Origin of the sequence: Exiguobacterium indicum HHS 31, from assembly GCF_001939065.1 — a bacterium.
Classification (GTDB): Bacteria; Bacillota; Bacilli; order Exiguobacteriales; family Exiguobacteriaceae; genus Exiguobacterium_A; species Exiguobacterium_A indicum.
On sequence record NZ_MPSZ01000007.1, the window covers coordinates 55,674 to 79,812 of the forward strand.

General features: G+C 47.6%; 22 protein-coding genes. 16 read left to right on the forward strand and 6 right to left on the reverse strand.

Features of this window, described 5'->3' with window-relative positions; genetic code table 11:
• Positions 1 to 103 precede the first annotated feature (103 nt).
• Together ptsG and N179_RS14165 are read left to right on the forward strand one after the other, a co-directional pair.
• Positions 104 to 2,215, forward strand: a complete 2,112-nt coding sequence (ptsG, locus tag N179_RS14160; protein ID WP_075643069.1) for a glucose-specific PTS transporter subunit IIBC — start codon at positions 104 to 106, stop codon at positions 2,213 to 2,215.
• A 152-nt stretch (positions 2,216 to 2,367) separates the two neighbouring features.
• On the forward strand, positions 2,368 to 3,885 hold the full coding sequence (locus N179_RS14165; protein WP_023469129.1) for an MDR family MFS transporter: 1,518 nt from the start codon (positions 2,368 to 2,370) through the stop codon (positions 3,883 to 3,885).
• Positions 3,886 to 3,993: 108 nt separating this feature from the next.
• On the opposite strand, the gene ptsP is transcribed toward N179_RS14165, so the two are convergent.
• Positions 3,994 to 5,718, reverse strand: a complete 1,725-nt coding sequence (ptsP, locus tag N179_RS14170) for a phosphoenolpyruvate--protein phosphotransferase (protein WP_023469128.1) — start codon at positions 5,716 to 5,718, stop codon at positions 3,994 to 3,996.
• A 353-nt stretch (positions 5,719 to 6,071) separates the two neighbouring features.
• Here ptsP and N179_RS14175 point away from each other — a divergent pair, with 353 nt between their 5' ends.
• The 3 genes from N179_RS14175 to N179_RS14180 are packed head-to-tail and all read left to right on the forward strand — an operon-like array spanning position 6,072 to position 8,300.
• The gene (locus N179_RS14175; RefSeq protein ID WP_023469127.1) at positions 6,072 to 7,484 is read left to right on the forward strand and encodes a leucyl aminopeptidase; all 1,413 of its coding nucleotides are present in this window, start codon (positions 6,072 to 6,074) and stop codon (positions 7,482 to 7,484) included.
• Positions 7,481 to 7,651 carry a hypothetical protein gene (locus tag N179_RS16970; RefSeq protein ID WP_156323189.1) on the forward strand — a complete coding sequence of 57 codons (171 nt, stop codon included), beginning with the start codon at positions 7,481 to 7,483 and terminating at the stop codon, positions 7,649 to 7,651. Before N179_RS14175 ends, N179_RS16970 begins: the two co-directional genes overlap by 4 nt.
• Positions 7,632 to 8,300: a DUF429 domain-containing protein gene (locus tag N179_RS14180; protein WP_075643070.1), complete on the forward strand. Its 669-nt coding sequence runs from the start codon at positions 7,632 to 7,634 to the stop codon at positions 8,298 to 8,300. The genes N179_RS16970 and N179_RS14180 overlap by 20 nt, the downstream gene beginning before the upstream one ends.
• Here the strand turns inward: N179_RS14180 and ytvI are convergent.
• Positions 8,280 to 9,404: a sporulation integral membrane protein YtvI gene (gene ytvI / locus N179_RS14185; RefSeq protein ID WP_075643071.1), complete on the reverse strand. Its 1,125-nt coding sequence runs from the start codon at positions 9,402 to 9,404 to the stop codon at positions 8,280 to 8,282. The genes N179_RS14180 and ytvI overlap by 21 nt on opposite strands.
• A 93-nt stretch (positions 9,405 to 9,497) precedes the next feature.
• Here ytvI and N179_RS14190 point away from each other — a divergent pair, with 93 nt between their 5' ends.
• On the forward strand, positions 9,498 to 9,683 hold the full coding sequence (locus N179_RS14190; protein ID WP_075643072.1) for a hypothetical protein: 186 nt from the start codon (positions 9,498 to 9,500) through the stop codon (positions 9,681 to 9,683).
• On the forward strand, positions 9,649 to 10,536 hold the full coding sequence (locus N179_RS14195; RefSeq protein ID WP_244150244.1) for a MazG nucleotide pyrophosphohydrolase domain-containing protein: 888 nt from the start codon (positions 9,649 to 9,651) through the stop codon (positions 10,534 to 10,536). The genes N179_RS14190 and N179_RS14195 overlap by 35 nt, the downstream gene beginning before the upstream one ends.
• A gap of 42 nt (positions 10,537 to 10,578) precedes the next feature.
• Here the strand turns inward: N179_RS14195 and N179_RS14200 are convergent, their stop codons facing one another.
• Genes N179_RS14200 through N179_RS14215 form a run of 4 tightly spaced genes read right to left on the reverse strand, consistent with a single transcriptional unit; the run spans position 10,579 to position 13,358 of the window.
• On the reverse strand, positions 10,579 to 11,769 hold the full coding sequence (locus N179_RS14200) for an aminotransferase (protein WP_058713852.1): 1,191 nt from the start codon (positions 11,767 to 11,769) through the stop codon (positions 10,579 to 10,581).
• Positions 11,766 to 12,263 (reverse strand): Lrp/AsnC family transcriptional regulator, encoded by a 498-nt coding sequence (locus tag N179_RS14205; RefSeq protein WP_023469120.1) that lies wholly within the window; start codon positions 12,261 to 12,263, stop codon positions 11,766 to 11,768. Before N179_RS14205 ends, N179_RS14200 begins: the two co-directional genes overlap by 4 nt.
• Before the next feature lie 4 nt (positions 12,264 to 12,267).
• Positions 12,268 to 13,062, reverse strand: coding sequence for a glycosyltransferase family 2 protein (locus tag N179_RS14210; protein WP_035396406.1), 795 nt, complete (start codon positions 13,060 to 13,062; stop codon positions 12,268 to 12,270).
• Between the two features lie 56 nt (positions 13,063 to 13,118).
• Positions 13,119 to 13,358 (reverse strand): NifU N-terminal domain-containing protein, encoded by a 240-nt coding sequence (locus N179_RS14215; RefSeq protein ID WP_023469118.1) that lies wholly within the window; start codon positions 13,356 to 13,358, stop codon positions 13,119 to 13,121.
• A 456-nt stretch (positions 13,359 to 13,814) separates the two neighbouring features.
• On the opposite strand from N179_RS14215, the gene N179_RS14220 reads away from it, so the two are divergent.
• The 9 genes from N179_RS14220 (at position 13,815) to N179_RS14260 (ending at position 23,999) form a co-directional block, all read left to right on the forward strand.
• A complete protein-coding gene (locus N179_RS14220) occupies positions 13,815 to 16,082 on the forward strand; it encodes a ribonucleoside-diphosphate reductase subunit alpha (protein ID WP_075643074.1) in 2,268 nt (755 codons plus the stop codon).
• 18 nt (positions 16,083 to 16,100) lie between these two features.
• Positions 16,101 to 16,589 carry a flavodoxin domain-containing protein gene (locus tag N179_RS14225; RefSeq protein ID WP_023469116.1) on the forward strand — a complete coding sequence of 163 codons (489 nt, stop codon included), beginning with the start codon at positions 16,101 to 16,103 and terminating at the stop codon, positions 16,587 to 16,589.
• Positions 16,558 to 17,601: a ribonucleotide-diphosphate reductase subunit beta gene (locus tag N179_RS14230; protein ID WP_023469115.1), complete on the forward strand. Its 1,044-nt coding sequence runs from the start codon at positions 16,558 to 16,560 to the stop codon at positions 17,599 to 17,601. Before N179_RS14225 ends, N179_RS14230 begins: the two co-directional genes overlap by 32 nt.
• A 436-nt stretch (positions 17,602 to 18,037) precedes the next feature.
• Complete coding sequence (yugI, locus tag N179_RS14235; RefSeq protein WP_012371159.1) at positions 18,038 to 18,430, forward strand: S1 domain-containing post-transcriptional regulator GSP13; 393 nt, start codon at positions 18,038 to 18,040, stop codon at positions 18,428 to 18,430.
• 136 nt (positions 18,431 to 18,566) lie between these two features.
• The gene (locus N179_RS14240; protein WP_023469114.1) at positions 18,567 to 19,733 is read left to right on the forward strand and encodes an iron-containing alcohol dehydrogenase; all 1,167 of its coding nucleotides are present in this window, start codon (positions 18,567 to 18,569) and stop codon (positions 19,731 to 19,733) included.
• A 113-nt stretch (positions 19,734 to 19,846) separates the two neighbouring features.
• Positions 19,847 to 21,196: a glucose-6-phosphate isomerase gene (locus N179_RS14245; protein ID WP_023469113.1), complete on the forward strand. Its 1,350-nt coding sequence runs from the start codon at positions 19,847 to 19,849 to the stop codon at positions 21,194 to 21,196.
• Positions 21,197 to 21,368: 172 nt separating this feature from the next.
• Complete coding sequence (gene ytkD / locus N179_RS14250) at positions 21,369 to 21,842, forward strand: RNA deprotection pyrophosphohydrolase (RefSeq protein ID WP_023469112.1); 474 nt, start codon at positions 21,369 to 21,371, stop codon at positions 21,840 to 21,842.
• Positions 21,814 to 22,578: an alpha/beta hydrolase family protein gene (locus N179_RS14255; protein ID WP_083639953.1), complete on the forward strand. Its 765-nt coding sequence runs from the start codon at positions 21,814 to 21,816 to the stop codon at positions 22,576 to 22,578. The genes ytkD and N179_RS14255 overlap by 29 nt, the downstream gene beginning before the upstream one ends.
• 167 nt (positions 22,579 to 22,745) lie before the next feature.
• The gene (locus N179_RS14260; protein ID WP_035396409.1) at positions 22,746 to 23,999 is read left to right on the forward strand and encodes an EAL and HDOD domain-containing protein; all 1,254 of its coding nucleotides are present in this window, start codon (positions 22,746 to 22,748) and stop codon (positions 23,997 to 23,999) included.
• Positions 24,000 to 24,139 lie beyond the last annotated feature (140 nt).

Below are 24,139 nucleotides of genomic sequence, written 5' to 3' on the forward strand. Positions count from 1 at the left end.
AAGGGCTCATTTTTTTTTGGAAAAATCTTTTAGAATCGTTTTGCGCTAGAATATTTTAGGGTATGAATTAAGTAGTTTGTTTAAAAAAGGAGGGAATATACGCATGTGGAAAAACGTGTTTGGTGTCTTACAGCGAATCGGTAAGGCCCTGATGTTACCGGTAGCGATTTTACCGGCAGCGGGGCTATTGCTCGCGTTCGGGACAGCGTTTCAAAACCCGAACTTGACGCAATATTTACCGTTCCTCGAGAACGATTCGCTAGTCGTCATTTGGCGAGTCATGCAGGATGCGGGTGATATCATCTTTGCGAATCTCGGGTTACTGTTTGCCGTCGGGGTCGCGATTGGTCTTGCGAATGGAGAAGGGGTTGCCGGTCTAGCAGCGATCGTCGGTTTCTTGATCATGAACAAGGTCATCAGTTCGTTTTTACAGATCACACCAGAAAAAATCACGGAAGCACAGAAAGCGAGTGACTTGTCGTATGCGACGGTCCTCGGGATACCGACCTTGCAAATGGGAGTATTCGGAGGGATCATTGCCGGTTTGATAGCAGCGTACAGTTATAATAAATTCTTTAAAATCAAACTGCCTGATTTCCTCGGATTCTTCGCAGGGAAGCGTTTTGTTCCGATCGCAACCGCCTTATTCAGTCTTGTCGCAGGGTTTGCCTTGTCGTATATTTGGCCACCAATCGGTAGTGGAATCAACACATTCTCAAAAACAATCATCGAAGCGAACGAACCGTTGTCTGCCTTTATCTTTGGACTCGTCGAACGTTCGTTGATTCCGTTTGGTCTTCACCATATCTGGTACTCAAGCTTCTGGTTCCAGTTCGGAGAATATACGGATAAAGCCGGAACGATCATCAACGGGGATCAGCGGATCTTCTTCGCACAGTTGAAGGACGGTGTACCCTTTACAGCAGGGACGTATATGACCGGAAAATATCCATTCATGATGTTCGGTCTGCCAGCAGCCTGTCTTGCGATGTACCATACGGTCGCAAAAGATCGTCGTAAAGCCGTCGAAGGTCTTTATTTCTCAGCTGCGTTGACTTCTTTCCTGACTGGTATCACGGAGCCAGTCGAGTTCTCCTTCGTATTCGTTGCACCACTCTTGTTTGCCGTTCACGCTGTCTTTGCAGGTCTTTCATTCATGATCATGGATTTACTGAACGTCAAGATCGGGATGACGTTCTCCGGTGGATTGATTGACTACACGTTATTCGGGATTCTACCGAACCGAACCTCGTGGTGGCTCGTCATTCCAGTCGGTCTTGTCTTCGCCGTCATCTACTACTTCGGATTCCGTTTCGTCATCACGAAGTTTGATTTGAAGATTCCGGGGCGCGAAGCGATTAAAGAAGGTGCCGCTACCTCAACGGCACAAGCAGGCGATCTACCGTATGAAATTCTACAAGCATTCGGTGGTCCGTCAAACATTAAACATTTAGATGCTTGTATCACACGACTTCGGATTACGGTCAATGATAAGTCCGGAGTCAATAAGGATCGCTTGAAAGAACTCGGTGCTGCTGGTGTTCTTGAAGTCGGAGATAACGTCCAGGCCATCTTTGGACCGAAATCCGATGGGATCAAGACAGAAATGGCAGATATCATGAAAGATCCAAATTATAAACCGAAAGAAACACCGGAAGCAGATCCAATTCCACAAGTACCAACGGGAGACGAAGCACGGACTTCTGGAACTGGTACAGCAGATGCCGGTCCACTCGCTGGGGATCGTGGTGGGGCTTACGTGCCTGAAGATGGATATGTCGCACCACTGAGCGGTATCATTCGTTCTCTCGATGATGTACCGGATCAAGTGTTCTCCGGTCGCATGATGGGTGACGGATATGCGATCGAACCAACGGAAGGATATGTCGTCTCTCCAGTCTCTGGTGAGATCACGACGTTCTTCCCGACGAAACACGCGATTGGTATTCTTGCGGATAATGGAGATGAAATCTTGATTCACATCGGTATTGATACGGTGTCACTCGAAGGAAAAGGATTCGAGGCGTTGGCGAAAGCCGGCGATCGTGTCGAACCGGGGACACCACTCCTCAATGTCGATCTTGAACAAGTACGACCACTCGTACCATCATTACTGACACCAATCATCGTCACGAATAGTGGGGATCGAAAAGTTGACGTTGATGTTGGACGGACGGTCGAAGCCGGAGAAGCAATTTCGTATCGTATAGAGTAAAGAAGAAAAGCGACGGATCGCCCTGAGCGATCCGTCTTTTTTGTGTGAAATGATCGTAGAGCACATTTGATAATGAGATTTTGCACATATGATGATACAATAAGTTAGCTATTATAAGAGTTAGCTAATTTTTTGAGAAATGAGGTGCGTCGATGTCTTCGACTACAACAAAAACGAATACGACACCTGTCGTCATCGGATTATTGATTGGAATTTTAGTCGCAGCAATGGATAACACGATCGTTGCGACAGCGATGCCGACGATCGTCAGTGAACTAAATGGGTTTGATCAGTATGCATGGGTCACGTCGGCTTACATGATCGCAACCGTTGCTGGGATGCCGATCTTCGGTAAACTGAGTGACATGTATGGAAGAAAACGCTTCTTCCTCTTTGGGATGCTCCTCTTCATGGTGGGAAGTATCTTATGTGGAATGGCAGACTCGATCATTGAGCTGTCTGCCTATCGTGCCTTGCAAGGGCTCGGTGGTGGGGCGTTGATGCCGATCGCCTTTACAATCATCTTTGATATCTTCCCACCGGAAAAACGGGGGAAAGTCAGTGGGTTGTTTGGAGCGGTCTTCGGCATCTCGAGTATCTTCGGACCGTTGCTTGGTGCCGTATTGACGGATTCCCTCGACTGGCGCTGGGTGTTCTACATTAATATTCCACTTGGTTTGATTGCCCTTGGTCTCGTGACGGTCTTCTATCAGGAATCACCGGTGCACCGGACACAGAAAATCGACTATGTCGGTGCGTTTACGCTTGTCGCCGGATTGGTGTTATTCTTACTCGCGCTCGAAATGGGTGGCAAAGAGTATGCATGGTCTTCGCCACAAATTCTTGGTCTGTTCGGAGCAGCGCTCGTCGCGTTCGTTGCCTTCGCATTTGCTGAACGACGTGCCGCGGATCCCGTCATTACGTTTAGTCTATTCCGCCGTCGCTTATTTGCGGCAACACAAGGCGTGGCGTTCTTTTATGGATTCGTCTTCATCTCAGCGAGTGTATTCATTCCAATCTTCGTGCAAGGTGTCTTTGGTGGCAGTGCGACGAATTCCGGTCTGATCCTGATGCCGATGTTGATTGCCTCGGTCATCTCGGCGCAGCTCGGTGGACAGTTGCCGAACAAGTTTGGATTCCGCAACGTCATGATCGTCTCAGCGGTCTTCTTCCTACTCGGTGTCTATCTTCTTAGTACGATGACGCTTGAGACATCGCGGACAGCGGTAACGATTTATATGATCATTCTCGGATTTGGTGTTGGCTTCAGTTTCTCTCTATTGAATCTAGCGAGTATCAACGGCATCGAGATGCAACGTCGGGGCGCAGCGACCTCGATGGGCTCAACATTCCGGACAATCGGGATGACGCTTGGTGTCACGGTTCTCGGAATCATCCAATCACGGACGTTCGCGTCAGCTGTAACGGATCGGTTGCCGCAAGGTGGAGCGCCGTCCGGTGGACAGTTCCCAACGGCTGCTGCGTTTGCGAAGATGCCACCAGAAGTTGCGACAGCAATTAAGACGTCGCTTGCAGAATCGATCTCAACCGTCTATTTCTGGGCGTTGATTCCAGCAGTACTCGGTGTCATCTTTATCTTCTTGATGGGGAACGAGCGTCCGATTTTGTCGGAACAAGCTACTCCAGCGAAGAAGAAACAAGCTCAATAATCACCATTTCAACAACGTCTTCTTTCTTATAAGAAAGAGGCGTTGTTTTTTTGTTGAATTAGACAAAAAAAGACGAACCTGGATTGTTCCAGATTCGTCTGACAGAACTTATTTTTTGATGTCGAAAGTCGTGCTGAGGAAGTCGACGACTTCTTCTGCTGTATCCATATCAAGCACTTGCTCAACGATTGCTTCACATTCTGACTTGTTGAGACGTGTCATCAAGCTACGAGCGCGAAGGACAGATGATGCTGACATTGAGAACTCATCGAGACCAAGACCAAGAAGGATTGGGAGTGCCAATTCTTCTCCTGCCATCTCACCACACATGCCGACCCATTTGCCTGCTTTGTGTGCTTCAGTGATGACGTTGTTCAAGAGGTTCAAGATCGCTGGGTTGAACGGTTGGTACAGGTATGATACTTTTTCGTTCATCCGGTCTGCCGCCATCGTGTATTGAATCAAATCGTTCGTTCCAACAGAGAAGAAGTCGACTTCTTTTGCGAACTGACGAGCCATGACTGCTGTTGCTGGGATTTCAACCATCATACCGACTTCGATGTCTTCCGATACCGTAACGCCTTCAGCTTGAAGGTTTGCTTTCTCTTCAAGGAGAAGTGCTTTTGCAGCACGGAACTCTTCGATCGTTGCGATCATCGGGAACATGACAGCGAGTTTACCGTATGCACTTGCACGAAGAAGTGCGCGCAATTGTGTACGGAACAAGTCTGTTTGGTCAAGGCAGAGACGGATCGCACGGTAACCGAGGAACGGGTTCATCTCGTGTGGGAGATCAAGGTACGACAATTCTTTATCGCCACCGATATCCAGTGTCCGGATGACGACTTTTTTATCGCCCATTGACTCGAGAACCGTTTTGTAAGCTGTGAACTGCTCGTCTTCCGTTGGGAACGTCTCTGCATCCATGTAGAGGAATTCCGTACGGTAGAGACCGACTGCTTCTGCACCGTTATCCAAAACGCCTTTGACATCGTTTGGTGTACCGATGTTTGCAGCGAGCTCGACGTGATGACCGTCAGCTGTCATTGTTTTTTCGTTCTTGAGTTTTTTCCACTCTTCTTTTTGTGCGATGTATGCTGCGCGTTTTGCTTCATACTCAGCCACTTGCTCTTCGCTTGGGTTGACGATGACGTCACCTTCTGCACCGTCAAGGATGAGAAGATCGCCGTGTTTCACGTCCGTTAAAACAACTTTTGTTCCGACGACTGCTGGGATTTCGAGTGAACGTGACATGATGGCAGAGTGCGATGTCCGGCCACCAATGTTCGTTGCGAAACCTTTAGCATATTTACGGTTCAATTGAGCTGTATCCGAAGGAGTCAAGTCTTCAGCGATGATGATGACTTCTTCATTGATTTGAGCTGGAGTGACGAACGTGATACCGAGAAGGTGAGCCATCGTCCGTTTTGTGACGTCACGAACGTCTGCTGCACGTTCGCGCATGTATTCGTTATCCATCGATTCGAAAATCATGACCATCATATTTGCGACTTCATCGAGTGCTTTTGCAGCATTTGCTTGTTCGTCCTCGATTTTTGCGTTCACCTGACTGACGATTTCCGGATCTTCTAAGATGAGAAGGTGAGCCGAGAAGATCTCCGCTTTATCTGGACCTAATTCTTGTAAGGTATTTTCACGAATGACTTCGAGTTCCGTCTTCGATTTTGCGATTGCTGCTTGGAAACGTTCTTTTTCCGCAGCTGCATCCTCGATTTTGTGCGATGGAATCTCAAAGACCGGTGTTTCCATCACGAATGCCTTTGCAATCGCGATCCCTGCAGAAGCGCCAATTCCCTTGATATGTTGTGCCATGTGCATTACCCTCTTTTCAGTAAGTTTTTTTAACGCGACGACTTCGTTTCTTAGCTATCTATAGATACCCATAAACGCCTCTCTCTTAACGAGCCTTCTGCGCACTCTCCCTCGAATGAAAACGTAGACATTTCTAGGAACAGTAAACACATCGTTTCTTGAAGTGTCTCAACATTTCACCTGTATAATCCTATCATATTGTGAAACGGGCAACAATTGTTTGAAACCAAGCATTTCGACAAATTGTCGAACAGAAGTAGTGAAAGCGTTTGCGGTCAGTCGAGAGGCTATCAGTTGGAAAATGACTGAAAACACTTCATACTAATAGATACTAGTCAAAGGGGGAGTTTTATATGCAAACGAATCAATCCGTAGACGTACTCGTTGTCGGGATTTCTGGAAATCAACCGCTCGATGAACGGTTACAAGCATTGTATGGTGACAAACTAGAAGAGTGGGTTCGTCAAGGCGATATCTCAACGAAACGCGGAGAACTGCGTCTGTTGCCAACGTTAGCGGGCGACGTCGCACGTGTGCTGTTCGTCGGGCTCGGGAAAGTCGATCAACTCTCACAAGACGATTTACGTCGCTTGCTCGGAAAAGCGGCACAGCATGTCAAAGCACGTCGCTTAGAACATGTCACAGTCGATGCAACGACATTCCCAGGGCAACCAGTCGAGCTGATTGCCGAGACGTTCACCCTCGCTACATATGAGGTCAAACATTATAAGACGTCGCCTTCGAAAGCGTATACGTTACATCTGACGGTTTTACCTTCTGATGACGAAGCCGTCCTTCGTGGTACGGCCTTGGGCGAAGCGACGAACTTAGCGCGTCGTCTCGTAACGATGCCAGGGAATCTTTTGACGGCGCCAGCGCTTGCGGACGAAGCACGTTTCATCGCCGAACGTCATGGACATGATCTCCGAATCATCGATAAGGAAGAGATGGAAGCACTCGGGATGGGCGCCTTGCTTGCCGTTAACCAAGGATCCGTCATTCCACCGAAATTGATCGTCCTTGAATATAAAGGATCAGCAGAAGCACCGATCGCGGTCGTCGGAAAAGGTGTCACATTCGATACAGGTGGTTATTCCATCAAACCGAAAGACGGGATCGTCGGAATGAAAGGCGACATGGGAGGCGCAGCAGCCGTTCTTGGTCTGTTCGAAGCACTCGGTCAACTGAAGCCAGATGTTCACGTCATCGGTGTCATTCCAGCAACCGACAACATGATTTCCGGGGATGCCTTCAAGCCGGATGACGTCATCACGTCGATGGCAGGAAAAACGATTGAAGTCCTGAACACGGATGCGGAAGGACGGCTTGTCCTTGCTGACGCAGTCACGTACGTCAAAGAATATCAACCTAAAGCGATCATCGATCTCGCAACGTTGACAGGTGGTGTCCTTGTCGCGCTTGGAACAGAAATCACAGGTGCGTTGACAAACGATGCGTCACTTTACGAACGCTTTGAACAGGTGACGAAAGAGACGAATGAGATGGTCTGGCAAATGCCGTATGTCGATGCGTTCATTAAACAAGTCCGCCGTTCGGAAGTCGCAGACTTGAACAATTCACCGGGACGCATGGGACATATGATCTTCGGTGGTGCGTTCGTCGGGGAATTCGTCGGTGACACACCTTGGTTGCACCTCGATATCGCGGGAACATCGGAACAGAATCAAGCGTCTGAGATTGGTCCAAAAGGAGCAACGGGCGTCATGGTCCGTAGTCTGTACCGGTTCGTCGAGCAAGAAAAATGAGACGTTGGAATCTACTCGGCGTCTTGTTGACGATTCTTGCCGTCGTCTGGTATATGGATGCGCGCGACCGTCTATCGCTCGGTCTCGCGACGTTCATCGGTATCTTCACCGTCTTATCACTACTGCGTTCTTTCCGGGAGAAGACGAATGCACGTCATCGGGATTGATGCGGCAAAGGCGGGGTGGGTCGTCGTTATGTACGAAAATGGTCGTTATACGGGATTCGTCGAACCGACACTTGCAAATATTCCTAGAGCTGACCGGATTTGGGTTGATATGCCGATTGGTTTAACGGAAGGACGACGCGAAACGGATCAGTTGTTGCGACAGGAATTACGCCCTGGGCGAACGAGCAGTGTCTTCAATGCCCCGTTCCTCAGTGCGCTGACAGCTTCTAGCTATATGGAAGCAAATGATTTAGCGAAACAACATGCGGGGATCGGGCTTTCAAAACAAGCGTGGTATCTATTACCGAAAATCAGAGAAGTTCGCAGCGTATATCGAACGGAGATGATTGAAGCCCATCCGGAAGTTTGTTTCACACGACTCGCCGGTCATCCGGCACGTTTTTCAAAGAAGACGACCGAAGGCATTACGGAACGGATTGAATTGCTCGAGCGTTTGGATTGTCCACCGTTATGGGAACAGCGTCAGTCGCATGTTGCAATCGATGATTGGCTCGACGCTTGTCTGCTTGCGACGGGCGCCCGTTTTCCGTGTGATTATTTACCGGCGAGTCGACCGGTGGACGCGGAAGGATATCCGTTATATGCAGCTGTACCCAAAAAATCACCCTCACCGAAATGGTGTGGGTGATCCTTTGACGAAGTCCCAAATATAATGGAAAATCTGGGCGTTGTAGAGTGCTTTTAAGATGACAGCGATCAATGGTCCGAGAATCAGTCCGAAGACCCCAAAGAATTTGATCCCGACGAACAGCGCGATCAATGCCGTGATGGGTTGAATGCCGATGTTGTCGCCGACGATCTTCGGTTCCATGATGTTACGCTGTAGAATGACGAGAGCATACAGAATCCCGAGTCCAATCGCAAGTGTCGTATCTCCGGTAATTAAGGAGTAAGCGATCCAAGGCAAGAAGACGGAACCAGTACCAAGATACGGCAAGATATCGAAAAAGGCAGCGATAAAAGCGACTGCAAACGGATGCTCGACACCAATGATGAACAAACCGATCAAGACGATAAAGAACGTGATCGTGATTAACGTGAACTGTGCTTTGAGATAGCCGAACAAGGCAGACCGTAGACTCAAGAAGACGGATTCGAAACGAGCGAACCAAGGAAGCATCTCATAACGTTTCAATCGCATCTCGTATTGGTGCCAATCTTTTGCGATGAAGAACCAAGCGAGTAGGACGATGACGAAAATCAGTGCAATCGATGGTAACGTCGCAAGGACTGTCTGTAGCATCATAGCGATACTTTTTGATCCTTCGCCAATCGCACTCGCAAGTGAACTACCGAGGGATTGGATACTGTTTTGAACCGTATTTTGTTGCGATGGTTCCAGTGAGCGTAAGGCTTCCGAAGCATCGTTCCAGATGGGTGCCAGTTTTTCATTGTACAGCTTTTGAAAATACAGGCTTAACTCTTGAATTTGCGCCGGTAATTGATTGGCGACGAACACAAGACCGCGAATCAACTGCATGATGATCAAGGCGAGCGACCCAACTAATAGGCCACTGATCAAAATGATCGATAACAATGCACCCCATCCACGATTGATCCGTAACCGCTTTTGGAAAAAATCAACGAGCGGTCGGCTGAAAAGGGCAAGCAGAAACGCAAAGACGAATGGATATAAGATGGACGAGAGGCGGATGAGTAACCATCCACCAACTAAGAAGGCGAAGATCACCGTCAGGAACCGGGCCATTTGCCAAAGACGTTCAGTCGACACAAGCAACACCTCTTACTGGATTATGTAGAATTTATTGATATCATCATATCATGTTTAGATAGATTACGAGTCATTCAAAAGGAGGAGATCTCGATGCGTAAAAGAGAAATCGGACTAATAGCTGCGTTGATTGCTGCGACATCTGTCGGAATCCGGGAATGGAAGAAAAATCAGGCGTATGCACAACACGTCAAACAAGAGACAGAAAGGCACGTACGCCAAGCAATCGTGGAGGGTCAGACAGATGGAACAGATGAAGACACTACAACAAAAGGTTGATGCGACGATTCGCTCACTCGGCGGTTATTTTCGACCACTATCTGGTCTCGCACGCCTGACGGAAGAAGTCGGTGAGGTCGGTGAAGCACTGGAACAAAATGATTTAGAAGCCCTTCGCTTGGAGCTGGTCGATGTCTTGATGATCTCGACCTGCCTTGCAAATCAATACGTGGCGGATCTTGCAGCACAGCATGAGACGCTTGATACAGCAAACGATGATCAGGACGGTTCGTTTTATCGACTCGTGCATGAGGCCGGACAAATCGCACGTGTCATGAACGGATATGAAGGCGATAAACCGCCGAAAGCGAAAGATACGATTGTTCCGATTGGTCATTCCTTAGCACGTCTGCAACGCGAATTGTTTCGGTTAGCACGACCACTTCAACTGGATTTACTGACAGAAATCGACCGGACGAATGAAAAGAATCTGAAGCGGGATAAAACACGCTTCGCGTTGACGCGTGATCCCATCACGGAAGAGACGATTGATCATTTCCGGAGTGCGACTGGAAGTGAGGCGCGCCTTTGGGGAGCCCCTGTGTACGAGGAGAACCAAACGATCGAGGACAACATGGAAGCAGCATTGCCGTCACTCCGGCGTTTCCTCCGATGTGCGTCGATTGAGGGAATCGAGGCATTCGTCTTCGAAGCACCGATGAAACGCTCGCGTAGTTTGGTTGAAGTGAAAGAACTAGCGGACGAAATGGGGCGCTTGATCAAAGAGCGGACACCACTTGACTTTAAGGATTCACCGTATCGGTTGGAAGTCTTTGCGCCACAACTCGGTCCAATCTCGCCGTATCATGCAGAAGACGATCATCGGATGTTCCTCGTTCTTTATGTAGACTAAAAAATGATCCGCCTACTCTTCGGAGCAAGGCGGATCATTTTTTTAGTGTGAATGTGACGATGCTGCCTCATCTTGAGTCTGCCATTTTTTCATGAAGCGCTGAATTCGAGCGATCGCTTCTTGGAGTTGTTCAATCGAACTTGCATAACTTGCCCGGACATAACCTTCACCGCTTGCTCCGAAGACGGATCCTGGAACGACGGCGACGCGCTCAGCGAGTAGCAGTTGCTCAGCAAACTGTTCACTCGTCAGTCCGGTATGACCGATGTACGGAAAGGCATAGAAAGCGCCACCTGGTAAGTGTGTCGGAAGACCCGCATCGTTTAGCGCCTTAACGAAGTAGTTCCGGCGTTGCCGATAACTCGTCACCATGTCAGGGACCGTCTTATGACGAGAACGCAGTGCTTCAATGCCCGCGAATTGAACGAGTGTCGGGGCACACATCATGCCGTATTGATGGACCTTCAGCATCGATTGCGTGATCGCAGGTGGGGCGCAAGTGAAACCAAGCCGCCAGCCTGTCATCGCGAAGGCTTTCGAGAAGCCGTTGATGATGATCGTCCGCTCCCGCATACCGGGAAGGGTCGCGAAGCAGATTGCTTCCGTTTCGTAGGACAGTTCCGCGTAGATCTCGTCACTGATGACGTATAGATCATGCTTTTGGACGAGTAACGCTAGGTCCGCTAATTGATCACGCGACATCGTCGAGCCTGTCGGATTCGATGGGAAACAGAAAATGATCGCTTTCGTCTTATCTGTTAGCAACTGTTCGATCGTTTCCGGTTGAATCGCAAAACCGTCTTCTGCATGACACGCAGCGGCGACAGGAATGCCTCCAGCGAGTTCAATCAAAGGGGCATACGAAACGAATGCCGGTTCGACGACGATGACTTCATCTCCTGGATTGATCAAACTACGAAAAGCGAGATCAAGTCCTTCTGAGGCTCCGGTCGTGACGATGATTTCTTCCGTCGTCGAATAGGAGATGGCGAACTTTTCTTGCATGTAGAGCGCGATTTCCTGACGTAACTCGAGTAAACCGGCGTTGGCACTATACGCTGTATAGCCTTGTTCGAGTGCTGCGAAGCTCGCTTCGCGAACATTCCATGGCGTGACGAAATCAGGTTCGCCGACACCAAGGGAGATGACGTCTTCCATCGATCCTGCTAAATCAAAGAAACGACGGATGCCGGATGGGGCTAACTGTTCGACACGTTCAGATAGAGACTTCATGGAGACACCTTCAATCGTTTGTCGTCATCATCCTGACTGAAGAGGACACCATCGTGCTTGTAGGTCTTCAAGCGGAAATGGGTCGTCGTCGAGATGACGGAGTCGAGCGTCGATAATTTTTCCGAGACGAATTGAGAGACTTCTTGTAGCGATTTGCCATCAAGGACGACTTGTAAGTCATATGCGCCTGACATCAAATAGAGGGACGTCACTTCCGGGAAACGATGGATCCGCTCCGCTACCTCGTCAAAACCGCGTCCACGTTTCGGTGTGACTTTGACATCGATGAAAGCCGTCACGCCATGATGGGCATGAATCTTTTGCCAGTCGATGACAGCAGTGTAACCGAGTAGGACACCGTCGCGTTTGAATGTCTCGATCGAAGCGGCTACTTCTGACGCTTCCCAGTCGAGCATTTGCGCAAGCAAGTCCAAGTCCATCGGACCATTTTGTGTTAATAATGCTAATAATTCGAGTTGTTTTTCGGTGTACATGGGATCACTCACTTTCTGTCAATTGACCATTGAAGGTACGGCGGGTCTGGCGCAATCGTTCGCGTCGCTCAGCCTGGACGATATGGAAGTTCTTCATTTCATTTGTCGGAAGTTGGTGTTTTTCAACGAGGCGTTCAAAAAAGACGCGTCGCGCTGCATCCTGACGTGCTGATTCATGATTACCTGATGGATTGAAAGCATATAAGACGGTCGCGCGCGCCGGGTGCAGTATTAAATGATCCTTGCCGACGCGTAAAATCCAGTCCCAGTCCCAGTAATTGAAGACGTCTTCGTCAAACAGACCAAGTTGATCGTGGAGCGATTTACGGTAGAGCGACCCGGACGGAATATATGTCGAGTCTTCTCGAATCGTCTCCGGATCGTACGGATATGCGAACGGCTCAGAATCAAGTGCGATCCGGTGATCGCCTTCCCAGCGATACGTAAAGAGCTCCGCGTCCGTATAGGTGAGATCAGCACCAGCTTCGAGATCGCCGACCGCTTCTTCGAGGTGACTCGGTAATAAGAGGTCGTCGTCGTCATGAAGTAAGATATACCGACCGGAAGCGAGCGTGACACCATGATTTCGAGCACGAACATGATGGTTTTCAGGTAACGCGACATAGGTCAGTTGAAGACGGTCCTGATAGGCAGCCGTCACTGCTGAGACATCGTCTCCATTATTGTTTAAGACGATGACTTCGAAGTCTTGATAGTGTTGACGCGTCAATGCTTCTAGCGCTTCTGCTAATTCACGAGGACGATTATACGTCGGAATGATGATGGATACGGTTGGCATCAGTGATCGCTCCTTGAACAAAGACACCTGTCCAGGAACAGGTGTCTTCTTGTTTTTTACATGTTTGCTTCAATGCGTGGTAGCAGTTCGTTCCATTCTGCTTCTGGTTCTTTCGTAACCGTCACGAAGTCGCCGTAAGCGAATAGATTGTCGATGCCATCAAGGGCGATCAGTGATGCGAGCAACGCATCTTCAGGTGTATCTTCTTTTTTGACACTCGTACTTTTAGCACCGAAGCGCTGTTCTTCGAGCGTGATTTTGACGGAATTCGGATTTGGTGTGTAATCGACTTGCATGAGGTAAGCTCCTTTCAACGTACATACGTATATGCCGTCTTTTCGTGATAGATGGATGGAATCCTTCTTCCTGATAGACGGAAGATCGATACGTTCAGTATATCAGAAAATTCGAAGAGAATATTTTTCTTCTAGTAGGAGAAATGGACCATCTTTGTTTTAACGGTTCACTTGACCTTATAATGCATTTTACTCGCTATCTCAATATATCTCAAAAGGCGTCATGATGCCTTTTTCAAATTGTTTTACCTGAATTTCAAAGCAAGGGGTTATTTTTTTGAATTTCAGTGATAACCTATATCTTGTAGATTAACAGGTTTAAAAACGCTAAAAACGTCTATATATAGAGTGAGAGTTGTAGAGTTCCTTCTATATGTAGGACGTCTTTTTTTAGTTTAGCGTATTTCATCGTCTAATGCGAACCTGTTTAACGATAGAGAATGGGAGTGGTTCATAGTGGCATCTCCACTGAATACAGCACGCATCTTTAAGGGTGCAATGACAATAGAAGATGTATATGTCGTGATTAGACAAGCAACGGAAACGTATCCGGAGCTTGATATCGACCGCTATACTGAACGTGCCATCCGAGCGCTTGAAGGAAAATCCCTACTAGCCGATCAAGTCTATGAACTGTTAACGATGCACGCACTCGATATGTTAAAGGCAGAAGAGCCGAACTGGACATTCGTAGCGACAGCGACTTACTTAAATCGGTTATACCTTGAAGCAGGTGAAAATCGCGGATATGCAGCAGAAGAACGGTATGGTTCGCTGTATACGCTGATTGAAAAACTGACAGAGATCGGCATCTTCACGAAACATTTACTAGATGCGTATTCGAAGGAAGACATCAACGAACTGTCGGCAACGATCGATCCATCCCGCGACCACTTGTTCACATACATTGGTCTTCGAACACTGGCAGACCGGTACCTCGCACGTGATCACGTCAAAAACTTGTACGAGCTACCACAAGAACGATTCATGGTCATCGCGATGACACTGATGCAAAACGAACCGAAAGAACGTCGTTTAGAACTCGTCAAAGAGTCTTACTGGGCATTGTCGAATCTCTACATGACAGTTGCGACTCCGACGCTTTCGAATGCTGGTAAGTCTTACGGTCAACTTTCTTCATGTTTCATCGATACAGTCGATGATTCGCTACGCGGCATCTACGACTCGAACACGGACGTGGCGACACTTTCTAAAGGTGGCGGCGGAATCGGCGTCTACATGGGTAAGATTCGCTCACGCGGCTCAGACATCAAAGGCTTCAAAGGTGTCTCAAGCGGTGTCATCCCGTGGATGAAACAATTGAACAACACGGCAGTCAGCGTCGATCAGCTCGGTATGCGCCAAGGATCGATCGCGGTGTACCTCGACATCTGGCATAAAGATATCCTCGAATTCCTGGACGCGAAGCTCAACAATGGGGATGAGCGACTTCGGACACACGACTTGTTCACAGGTGTTAACTTACCAGACCGTTTCATGCGTGCCGTCGAAGCACGAGAAGACTGGCATTTGTTTGACCCACATGAAATTCGTACCGTTATGGGCTTCAGCCTTGAAGATTACTTCGATGAGACGGAACAAGGGGGCAGCTTCACGGAACGATACGAAGCGTGTGTCAACGAACCGCGTCTCAGCAAAAAAACAGTTCCGGCAATCGATCTCGTCAAACGCTACATGCGTTCGCAACTTGAGACAGGAACGCCATACATGTTCTTCCGTGACGCCGTTAACCGTGCGAATCCGAATAAACATGCAGGCATGATCTACTCGTCAAACCTGTGCTCGGAAATCATGCAGAACATGAGCCCGACGACCGTGACGGAAGAGTACACGGAAGACGGTAAGATCATCGTCACGAAGACACCAGGGGACTTCGTCGTCTGTAACTTGTCATCGATCGCACTTGCACGTGCAGTTCGTTCTGACGTCTTAGAGCGATTGATTCCGATTCAAATGCGGATGCTTGATAACGTCATCGACTTGAATACGATCGATGTCCCGCAAGCACAATTGACGAATCAAAAATACCGTGCCGTTGGTCTTGGGACGTTCGGTTGGCACCATCTACTCGCACTCGAAGGCATCCGTTGGGAATCGGTCGAAGCGGTACAATACGCAGACCGTCTCTACGAGAAGATCGCTTATTTGACGATCGATGCGTCGATGCAACTTGCGAAAGAGAAGGGCGCGTACCGTCTCTTCGAAGGTTCGGAATGGCAAACAGGAGAGTACATCAAACGTCGCCACTATAAAACGACGGATGAACTCGATTGGGATCGTCTCCAAGCCGACATCACGGCGTACGGAATGCGTAATGCTTACTTGATGGCAGTCGCACCGAACTCATCGACGGCGATCATTGCGGGTAGTACGGCATCGATTGATCCAATCTACAAAAAAGTCTACTCGGAAGAGAAGAAAAACTATAAGATTCCAGTCACTGTTCCAGATTTAACACCGGAAACGAACTGGTTCTATAAATCAGCGTTTGAGATTGACCAGCTATGGAGCATTCGTCAAAATGCTTCGCGTCAGCGTCACATCGACCAAGCGATCAGTTTCAATCTGTACGTGAAAAATAACGTCAAGGCGAAAGAATTACTCGAGATGCACATGGAAGCATGGCAACTCGGGATGAAGACGATCTACTACACGCGTTCGACGACGGTTGAGATTGACGAATGTGAATCGTGTTCATCATAAGATAAGGAGGACGATATCATGAAGGCAGCAATCGTATACGCGTCATTGAGTGGAAACACGGAGGAGGTGGCAGAACTCGTCGCGAAGACGTGTTCTGAGATGGGAATCGAGCCGACGATGTTGTTTGCGGACGAAGTGACGACGTATCAGTTAATGCCTTATGATATCGTCTATTTTGGTTCGTATACGTGGGGGGATGGGCAACTACCCGACGATATGCGCGACTGCCTTAGAACCGTTCTGAAGGAGAGTTCGCATGCGATTCCGCAGGCAGCTGTTTTTGGAACAGGGGACAAGATGTTCGTCAAATATTGTCGCGCCGTTGATGAGATGGCGTATCATCTCTCGAAATTCGGGGTGCCACTTGCCGGCGAACTATTGAAAATCGAGCAGTCACCACGCAATCGCCCACATCTCGTCAAGGAATGGACGAAACGGACCATTCTTCAATTACAGCAAGAAGGAGTCGAAGCACATGGAACAGCTACAAAAAATCAAACTGCTTGATGCACGTCATCCGAATCGCGCGACAGCAATCATCGGTGGCGAAACGAGTGCCATCGTCAACTGGAACGATATTGCGTATCCACAGTTTTATTCGATCTACAAACAACTGTTATCGAACTTCTGGATCCCAGATGAGATCTCGATGTCGAAGGATATGCAGCAGTGGAATCAATTGAGCGAACGGGAACAGGATGCCTTTAAACGAATCATCGGGCTACTCTCGATCCTTGACTCGGTTCAGACACGTTATATCTTGGAATCGGCAATGTTCACATCGGATTCATCGGTTCACGCGATTCTTGCGATCGTTGCGCAACAGGAAGTCGTTCATAATCAATCGTACAGCTACGTCTTATCCAGCTTAGTTCCATTGGCTGAACAAAACCGGATTTTCGATATCGCGAAAGACGATGATATGGTCATGAAGCGTAATGCATTCATCCTTGATTTATATGAAGATTTCCAAAATGACCGGACTCCAGAGAATTTCGCGAAATCGCTCGTTGCTTCGATCGTTCTTGAAGGGATCAATTTCTATTCTGGCTTTGCTTTCTTCTATAACTTAGCACGTCACCAAAAGATGGTCGGGACATCGACGATGATCAGCTACATTCAACGGGATGAATTACAACACTCGTACTTCATCAGCCAATTGTTACGTGCTGTCCTGTCGGAGCATCCAGAAATCGATGCCGATGGCTCCTTCACACAATTCGTCTACGACACGTTCAAGCGTGCCGTCGATCTTGAAATCGAGTGGAGCGAATATGTCTTGCGTGATCTAGACGGTCTTGATGTCAGTGAAATGCGTGATTACGTTAAATATCTCGCAAACAAACGTCTTCGCGTCATCGGTTTGTCGGATCTTTATGAAGGGCACGACGAAGACGTCATGCCATGGATTCGTGCGTATTCGGATGATTCGATGAACGCGACAAAATCGGACTTCTTCGAACAAAAATCACGTTCGTATGCGAAAGTAACGGATGCGAATGGATTCGACGATCTGTGAGTAATAAATAGATCAATTGATGATTGCTTCTACTCTATATTTCCTTTACGCTAGGACAGGTGAGGTTCTGCTCGACTCCTGCGGAAAAACAAGTCATCATGACCCTGGAAGATGCGACGCATCTGAAGCGGCATGAGGGCTTGTCCGCAGAAAGCGAGCAGACCGAGACTGTCCGTTTTTTTTGATAGTCTTATCTGTTTTTCGTCTTTCTCGTTTCAAGCATTACTTTTCTTTGTCACTTAGGTCAATTGAGTAAACGAACAAAAAAAGGGCCGAACTCGGAAAGTTCGGCAGAATCAGGGGGAATACTTGAAGTCTTGCTACTAAAATGTTCCCTTGTGAAATAAAAAATAAACAAATTCCAAAAATATTTTTTACGATACAAGAAAAGTGTGTTATTATAAGTTGATGAATTTAGTTAGGGAGTGTATACATTATGGCAAACTTTGAAAAAGACCAAGTCGTTACTGGTAAAGTAACTGGTATTCAAAACTTCGGTGCTTTCGTAGCACTTGACGAGCAAACACAAGGTCTCGTCCACATCTCAGAAATCTCACACGATTACGTAAAAGACATCAACGATTACGTAAAAGTTGGCGATGAAGTAACTGTTAAAGTTCTCGACATCGACGAAGCTAACAAAAAAATGAAGCTTTCGATCAAAGCAACTCAGGAAGCTCCAAAACGTGAAGCACGCGCGAAAGGTCCACGCAAAAACGCTGGACGTCGCGATGCAGGTCCTGCTTTCAAACAAGAAGAAGCACCTGGATTCAACGTTCTTAAAGGTAAATTGGAAGAATGGATTGAAAAATCAAACTTCCAAAAATAAGCCACATGAGAGAATCGACATCGGTCGGTTCTCTTTTTTTATGCGATTTTTACATAGAATAAGCATTAAATTAGATGCGAAAGGGGAATGTGTGGATAATGTAAGGTGTTCATTACTTATTGAGGAGGCAACACAGATGGAAAACTTTGAATATCGCAATCCAACAAGACTTATTTTTGGTGACGGTCAAGTCAGCCAACTGAAACCACAACTCGAAGCACTCGGTGCAAAGAAAGTCATGCTCGTCTTCGGTGGCGGCAGTATTAAACGGAACGGCGTCTATGATGATGTCACACGTGAACTCAATGCGGCAGGAATCGAGTACGTCGAATGCGACGGTGTCGAACCGAACCCACGCATCGAGACAGCAGAGCGCGGTATCAAAATCGCACGAGAAGCAGGCGTTGATGCATTGCTTGCACTCGGTGGCGGTTCTGTCATCGACTGCACGAAATTGATTGCTGCTGGTATTCCTTATGAAGGCGAAGCATGGGATCTCGTCATCGGCAAAGCAACACCAGAGACAGTCATCCCATTCGGAACAGTCTTGACGCTTGCAGCAACAGGTTCTGAGATGAACTCAGGATCCGTCATCACGAACTGGAAGACACAAGAGAAGTACGGTTGGGGTAGCCCGCTTACGTTCCCAACATTCTCAATCCTTGATCCGAAGTACACAGTCAGTGTGCCAAAAGATCAAACAATCTACGGTATCGTCGATATGATGAGCCACTGCCTCGAGCAATACTTCCACCCTGCGCATGCGCCGGTCCAAGAACGGATGACAGAAGGTGTCATGAAAGCAGTCGTCGAAGCAGCACCGAAACTCGTCAACGATCTCGAGAACGTTGAACTTCGTGGCACGATTCTCTTCGCTGGTACGATGGCGCTCAACGGTGTCCTTCAAATGGGCGCACGTGGCGACTGGGCATCACACAATATCGAGCACGCGGTTTCAGCTGTTCACGATATCCCGCACGCAGGTGGACTTGCGATCCTCTTCCCGAACTGGATGCGCCACGTACTCGACGAATCAAACGCACATCGTTTCGTCACACTCGGTGAGAACGTCTTTAACGTTGATACGGAAGGTAAATCAGAGATGGAAGCAGCACACGCGACAATCGACGCAATCAGTGCTTTCTGGACATCACTCGGTGCACCGAATCGTCTCGCTGATTACGACATCAAAGAAGATACAGTTGACGCAATCGTCAAGTCAGCAATGACACGCGGCGACTTCGGAAACTTCAAATCACTTGGAAACGAAGACGTTCGTCAAATCGTGACAGCTGCCCTATAACAATCTGTAACATTTGCTACTCATTTCACAAAAGACTTGAACGACCTTCCTTCTTGCGTTTTAATGAAAAGGAAGGTCGCATTTCGTTGCGAATGAATAAGGAGGACGATGGCATGTCAACAGTACGTTTTGATTATTCGAAAGCCCTACAATTCGTAGGTCAACATGAAGTAGATCATATGGCGGAAACGGTAAAGACGCTTCACCATGCGATTCATGCAGGAACAGGTGCAGGAAGTGATTTCTTAGGATGGGTAGATCTTCCGACGAATTACGATCAAGCGGAATTTGCACGCATCCAAGCGTCTGCAGAAAAAATCAAGTCGGATTCTGATGTGTTGTTAGTCGTCGGAATCGGCGGTTCGTATCTCGGAGCGCGCGCTGCGATCGAGATGCTCGGACACTCATTCCATAACTTGTTATCAAAAGAAGATCGCAAAGCACCACAAATCATCTATGCAGGTCATAATATCTCATCGACGTATCTGCACGATTTATTCGAAGTCCTCGAAGGAAAAGATGTATCGGTCAACATCATCTCGAAATCGGGTACGACGACAGAACCAGCAATTTCGTTCCGTCTCTTGAAATCGTTCATGGAAGAGAAATACGGTAAAGCAGAAGCCAAACACCGGATTTATGCAACGACGGATAAAGCGCGTGGTGCATTAAAAACACTCGCAGACTCTGAAGGATACGAGACATTCGTCATTCCGGATGATGTCGGCGGCCGTTTCTCTGTGTTGACACCGGTTGGTCTATTACCGATCGCAGCAGCTGGTATTTCAATCGAAGAGTTGATGCAAGGTGCCCGTGACGCGCAAGAGCGCTACGCGAGCGAAAACCTAGCTGACAACGAAGCGTATCAATACGCGGTCGTTCGAAATGCGCTCTATGCGAAAGGGAAGACGATCGAGCTTCTCGTCAACTACGAACCAGCACTTCATTATGTGTCAGAGTGGTGGAAACAATTATACGGCGAGTCAGAAGGAAAAGACTTCAAAGGGATCTTCCCAGCAGCAGTCGACTTCTCGACGGATCTTCACTCGATGGGACAATACGTCCAAGAAGGTCGTCGTGACCTGTTCGAGACAGTCATCAAAGTCGGTCAAGCACGTCATGCATTGACGATCGAAGAAGATGCTCAGGATCTCGATGGATTGAACTTCCTTGCAGGGAAGTCGATTCAATTCGTTAACGATAAAGCAGCAGAAGGTACGTTGCTTGCGCACACGGACGGACAAGTACCGAACTTGACAGTCGAACTTCCAGAGATGACACCGTATCACCTCGGATTCCTGTTCTACTTCTTCGAAAAAGCTTGTGCGATGAGTGGTTATCTCCTCGGAGTGAACCCATTTGATCAGCCAGGCGTCGAAGCGTATAAGAAAAACATGTTCGCTCTTCTTGGGAAACCAGGATTCGAAGCAGAAAAAGCAGAACTCGAAGCACGTTTGAAGTAATATGAAACGACAGTCGATCGTTCCCTAGTGGAACATCGGCTGTTTTTTTGTCTTTAGCGGATGATAGTAGGCTATCATTTTCCAGATTTACAGGTAATCCTAGCGTTTTCACTTTTAGAATACCCGTGAAACAGGTAAAGTGAAGTTAGAAGAAGAAATGAGGTGCACGTACGTGATTACATTCTTGGATTATTATCAAAATCAAGTGGAGTTAAGTTTTGATGACCATCCGTTCTCGGATCGTCCCTTGCACGTATGGGTCATTGCCGTGTACGAAGGAAAATGGTTGCTGACCCATCATAAGCAACGTGGTTATGAATTTCCTGGTGGAAAGGTTGAACCAGGGGAAACGGCGGAAGAAGCTGCACGTCGTGAAGTGATGGAAGAGACAGGTGGGGAAATCGATTCCCTCTCATATGTCGGGCAGTATCGGGTTGCCGGAAAAGGCGATACGATCATCAAAAACATCTACTTCGCGCAAATCGGATCATTGTCGTCTCATCTTGCCGTGGATGAAACGGACGGTGCTTTTCTATTCGAGGAACTCCCTGAACGTCTCGATACGAATCGACAATACAGTTTCATGATGAAGGACCGTGTCCTTCCGGAGACGCTCCGTGTACTTAGCGAACGCCGATTGGTTTGAACTTCCGCGGCAAGGTCCGTTTCGGACGTTTCGGATGTTTTATACCACAGCGGATGGAGAACGGGTCGGTGCCTATATCGTACTCCCGCAAGTTGTGAACGGTCAGGGAATTCTCTACTTGCGTGGTGGAACGCGTTCGATCGGAATGGTCCGACCGACTCGATTGCTCGCGTTCGCACAGGCAGGCTTTTTTGTCATGGCACCTTTCTATCGAGGGAATCTAGGCGGCACGGGAAAAGAAGACTTTGGACATCACGATATCGAAGACGCCTGCAGCGCCTTTGACTGGTTGCAGCAACGTGTTTCGCATGTTCACGCATTTGGATTTTCACGTGGTGGACAGATGGCACTGCTCCTGGCGCATCACCGTCCAGTCGCTCGAACGGTTTCCTGGGCAGGGGTGACGGAGTTGACGTGGACGTATGAAGAGCAGAAGACGATGCAAAAGATGCTGCGGCGATACACGGGAGGTACACCAGATACGGTTCCTGATGAATACGAGGTTCGCTCGCCGCTCCATGTCGAACCTCAAGGTGAAGTGTTATTGATTCACGGTGCGTATGATGAGAACGTTCGTTTACGCCACGCGACGGCTTATGCCGCACGTTATTTCGAAAAAACGATGCTTCAGACTTATGCCTATGCCCATCAATTTCCGATTCATGACAAGTTGCGTGTGACGCGGAATGTGTTGAATTGGTTTGAGACTGGTATATGGAATCCGGATGAAAGGTGATAGTTCAAGCAGTACGACCGATGTCGTGCTGTTTTTTTGTGTTACGGAAAATGGCATAGAATTAAAAAATAAGAACATTGATATGTTGTAAAAAACAATAATCTCCTAAAAAGTAAACTTTGATATAATAGATGACATCAGAGAAGAATAGAGGGGGCATGAGAACGATGGATATCTTATTAGCACGTCAACCCATCGTTAATCGAGTAGGTTCGATTGATGCATTTGAACTATTGTATCGTTCGATTGAACAAATCAGTGTGTTTGATGGTGATTTAGCGACGATGGATGTTTTGACGAATACACTTGTTCATATGGGAGTAGATCATGTAGCAGAAGGCAAGAAGCTATTTGTTAATTTCACGGCAGAGCTGTTGAAAAGTGACTTGATTCATTATTTGGATCCAAGCCAATTCGTCATTGAAATTCTAGAAACAGTTGAGATCGATACAGAGATGCTGTCTGTTCTACATAGTTGGAAAGACGCGGGCTTTACGTTAGCACTCGATGATTTTGTGACGGATTTACTCCGACAGCATGGAGCGGAATTGTTTGAGTTGATCGATTTAATTAAAATCGACATCGAGACGATTTCCCCTCGCGAGCAAAGTGCTATCCTCCATATTGTCCGTCGCAATTATCCTCATATCCGAATGTTGGCTGAGCGTGTCGAAACGCACGAAGATCATACACGGTGTCTTGACATGGGATATGACTGGTTTCAGGGATATTTTTATGCTAAACCGATGTTGATGAAAGGAAAGGCGGTCCCACCGCAACTACCGGTTTTGTTAAAAATGTTGAAATGGCTCGATACGGATGAAAAGTACGATGAGGTCGTTGATGAGATTGAAGCGAATCCCTATATTAGTATTCAAGTGTTACAGCTGATCAATTCTCCAGGAATGGGTTTACGCAATACCGTCAGTTCCGTTCGTCAAGCGATTTCACTGCTTGGCTTTTCGCAACTCAAAAGTTGGATTTCGTTGATTGTTTTACGTGAGATGAAGCTTGCTAGTCCTTATGAGTGGTCAAATGAGTTATTACGGTCCTCTTTACACTGTGCGAAGCTCTGTGAACTCTTTGCTACCGAAACCCGAACACTACAACCGGAGAGTGCTTACATGATTGGCTTGTTATCGCACATCGATGCGTTATTATCTGTTGATATTGACGATATCATCGATCAATTGCCACTCGAAGATTCTCTGAAGATTGTTCTACAAGGAAAGGATCATCCGTTTCGGGATTGTTTAGTGCTTGCGATTAGTGCAGATCGAGGTGATTTTGATCAGTTTGAACTGCTGAGTCAGCGTTTAAATGTATCACTTCCGCGAGCCTATGCATTACTGACGGAAAGTCAAGAGTGGCTTATGCAGCGAGAAAAACATATTCAAGAAGAGTCAGACTCGATCATATAACTAAAAAAGAGTTTGAAGACTTTTTTCTAGACATAAGACGACGTGTAATCATTCTCTTAACTGAGTAGGATTACACGTTTTTATTCGTCTCGAATCGCCTAATAGGAAGAATTTCTAAGGATTAAGGAGTAACTAAAAAA

Bases quoted from the DNA above. Each gene is read 5' to 3' on its own strand.
- ptsP (WP_023469128.1), bottom strand. From the start codon at position 5,718: ATGGCACAACATATCAAGGGAATTGGCGCTTCTGCAGGGATCGCGATT.
- yugI (WP_012371159.1), top strand. From the start codon at position 18,038: ATGGCAAACTTTGAAAAAGACCAAGTCGTTACTGGTAAAGTAACTGGT.
- N179_RS14175 (WP_023469127.1), top strand. From the start codon at position 6,072: ATGCAAACGAATCAATCCGTAGACGTACTCGTTGTCGGGATTTCTGGA.
- N179_RS16970 (WP_156323189.1), top strand. From the start codon at position 7,481: ATGAGACGTTGGAATCTACTCGGCGTCTTGTTGACGATTCTTGCCGTC.
- N179_RS14260 (WP_035396409.1), top strand. From the start codon at position 22,746: ATGGATATCTTATTAGCACGTCAACCCATCGTTAATCGAGTAGGTTCG.
- N179_RS14205 (WP_023469120.1), bottom strand. From the start codon at position 12,263: ATGTACACCGAAAAACAACTCGAATTATTAGCATTATTAACACAAAAT.
- N179_RS14240 (WP_023469114.1), top strand. From the start codon at position 18,567: ATGGAAAACTTTGAATATCGCAATCCAACAAGACTTATTTTTGGTGAC.
- N179_RS14180 (WP_075643070.1), top strand. From the start codon at position 7,632: ATGCACGTCATCGGGATTGATGCGGCAAAGGCGGGGTGGGTCGTCGTT.
- N179_RS14225 (WP_023469116.1), top strand. From the start codon at position 16,101: ATGAAGGCAGCAATCGTATACGCGTCATTGAGTGGAAACACGGAGGAG.
- N179_RS14215 (WP_023469118.1), bottom strand. From the start codon at position 13,358: ATGCAAGTCGATTACACACCAAATCCGAATTCCGTCAAAATCACGCTC.
- N179_RS14230 (WP_023469115.1), top strand. From the start codon at position 16,558: ATGGAACAGCTACAAAAAATCAAACTGCTTGATGCACGTCATCCGAAT.
- N179_RS14210 (WP_035396406.1), bottom strand. From the start codon at position 13,062: ATGCCAACCGTATCCATCATCATTCCGACGTATAATCGTCCTCGTGAA.
- N179_RS14190 (WP_075643072.1), top strand. From the start codon at position 9,498: ATGCGTAAAAGAGAAATCGGACTAATAGCTGCGTTGATTGCTGCGACA.
- N179_RS14200 (WP_058713852.1), bottom strand. From the start codon at position 11,769: ATGAAGTCTCTATCTGAACGTGTCGAACAGTTAGCCCCATCCGGCATC.
- ptsG (WP_075643069.1), top strand. From the start codon at position 104: ATGTGGAAAAACGTGTTTGGTGTCTTACAGCGAATCGGTAAGGCCCTG.
- N179_RS14245 (WP_023469113.1), top strand. From the start codon at position 19,847: ATGTCAACAGTACGTTTTGATTATTCGAAAGCCCTACAATTCGTAGGT.
- N179_RS14165 (WP_023469129.1), top strand. From the start codon at position 2,368: ATGTCTTCGACTACAACAAAAACGAATACGACACCTGTCGTCATCGGA.
- N179_RS14195 (WP_244150244.1), top strand. From the start codon at position 9,649: ATGGAACAGATGAAGACACTACAACAAAAGGTTGATGCGACGATTCGC.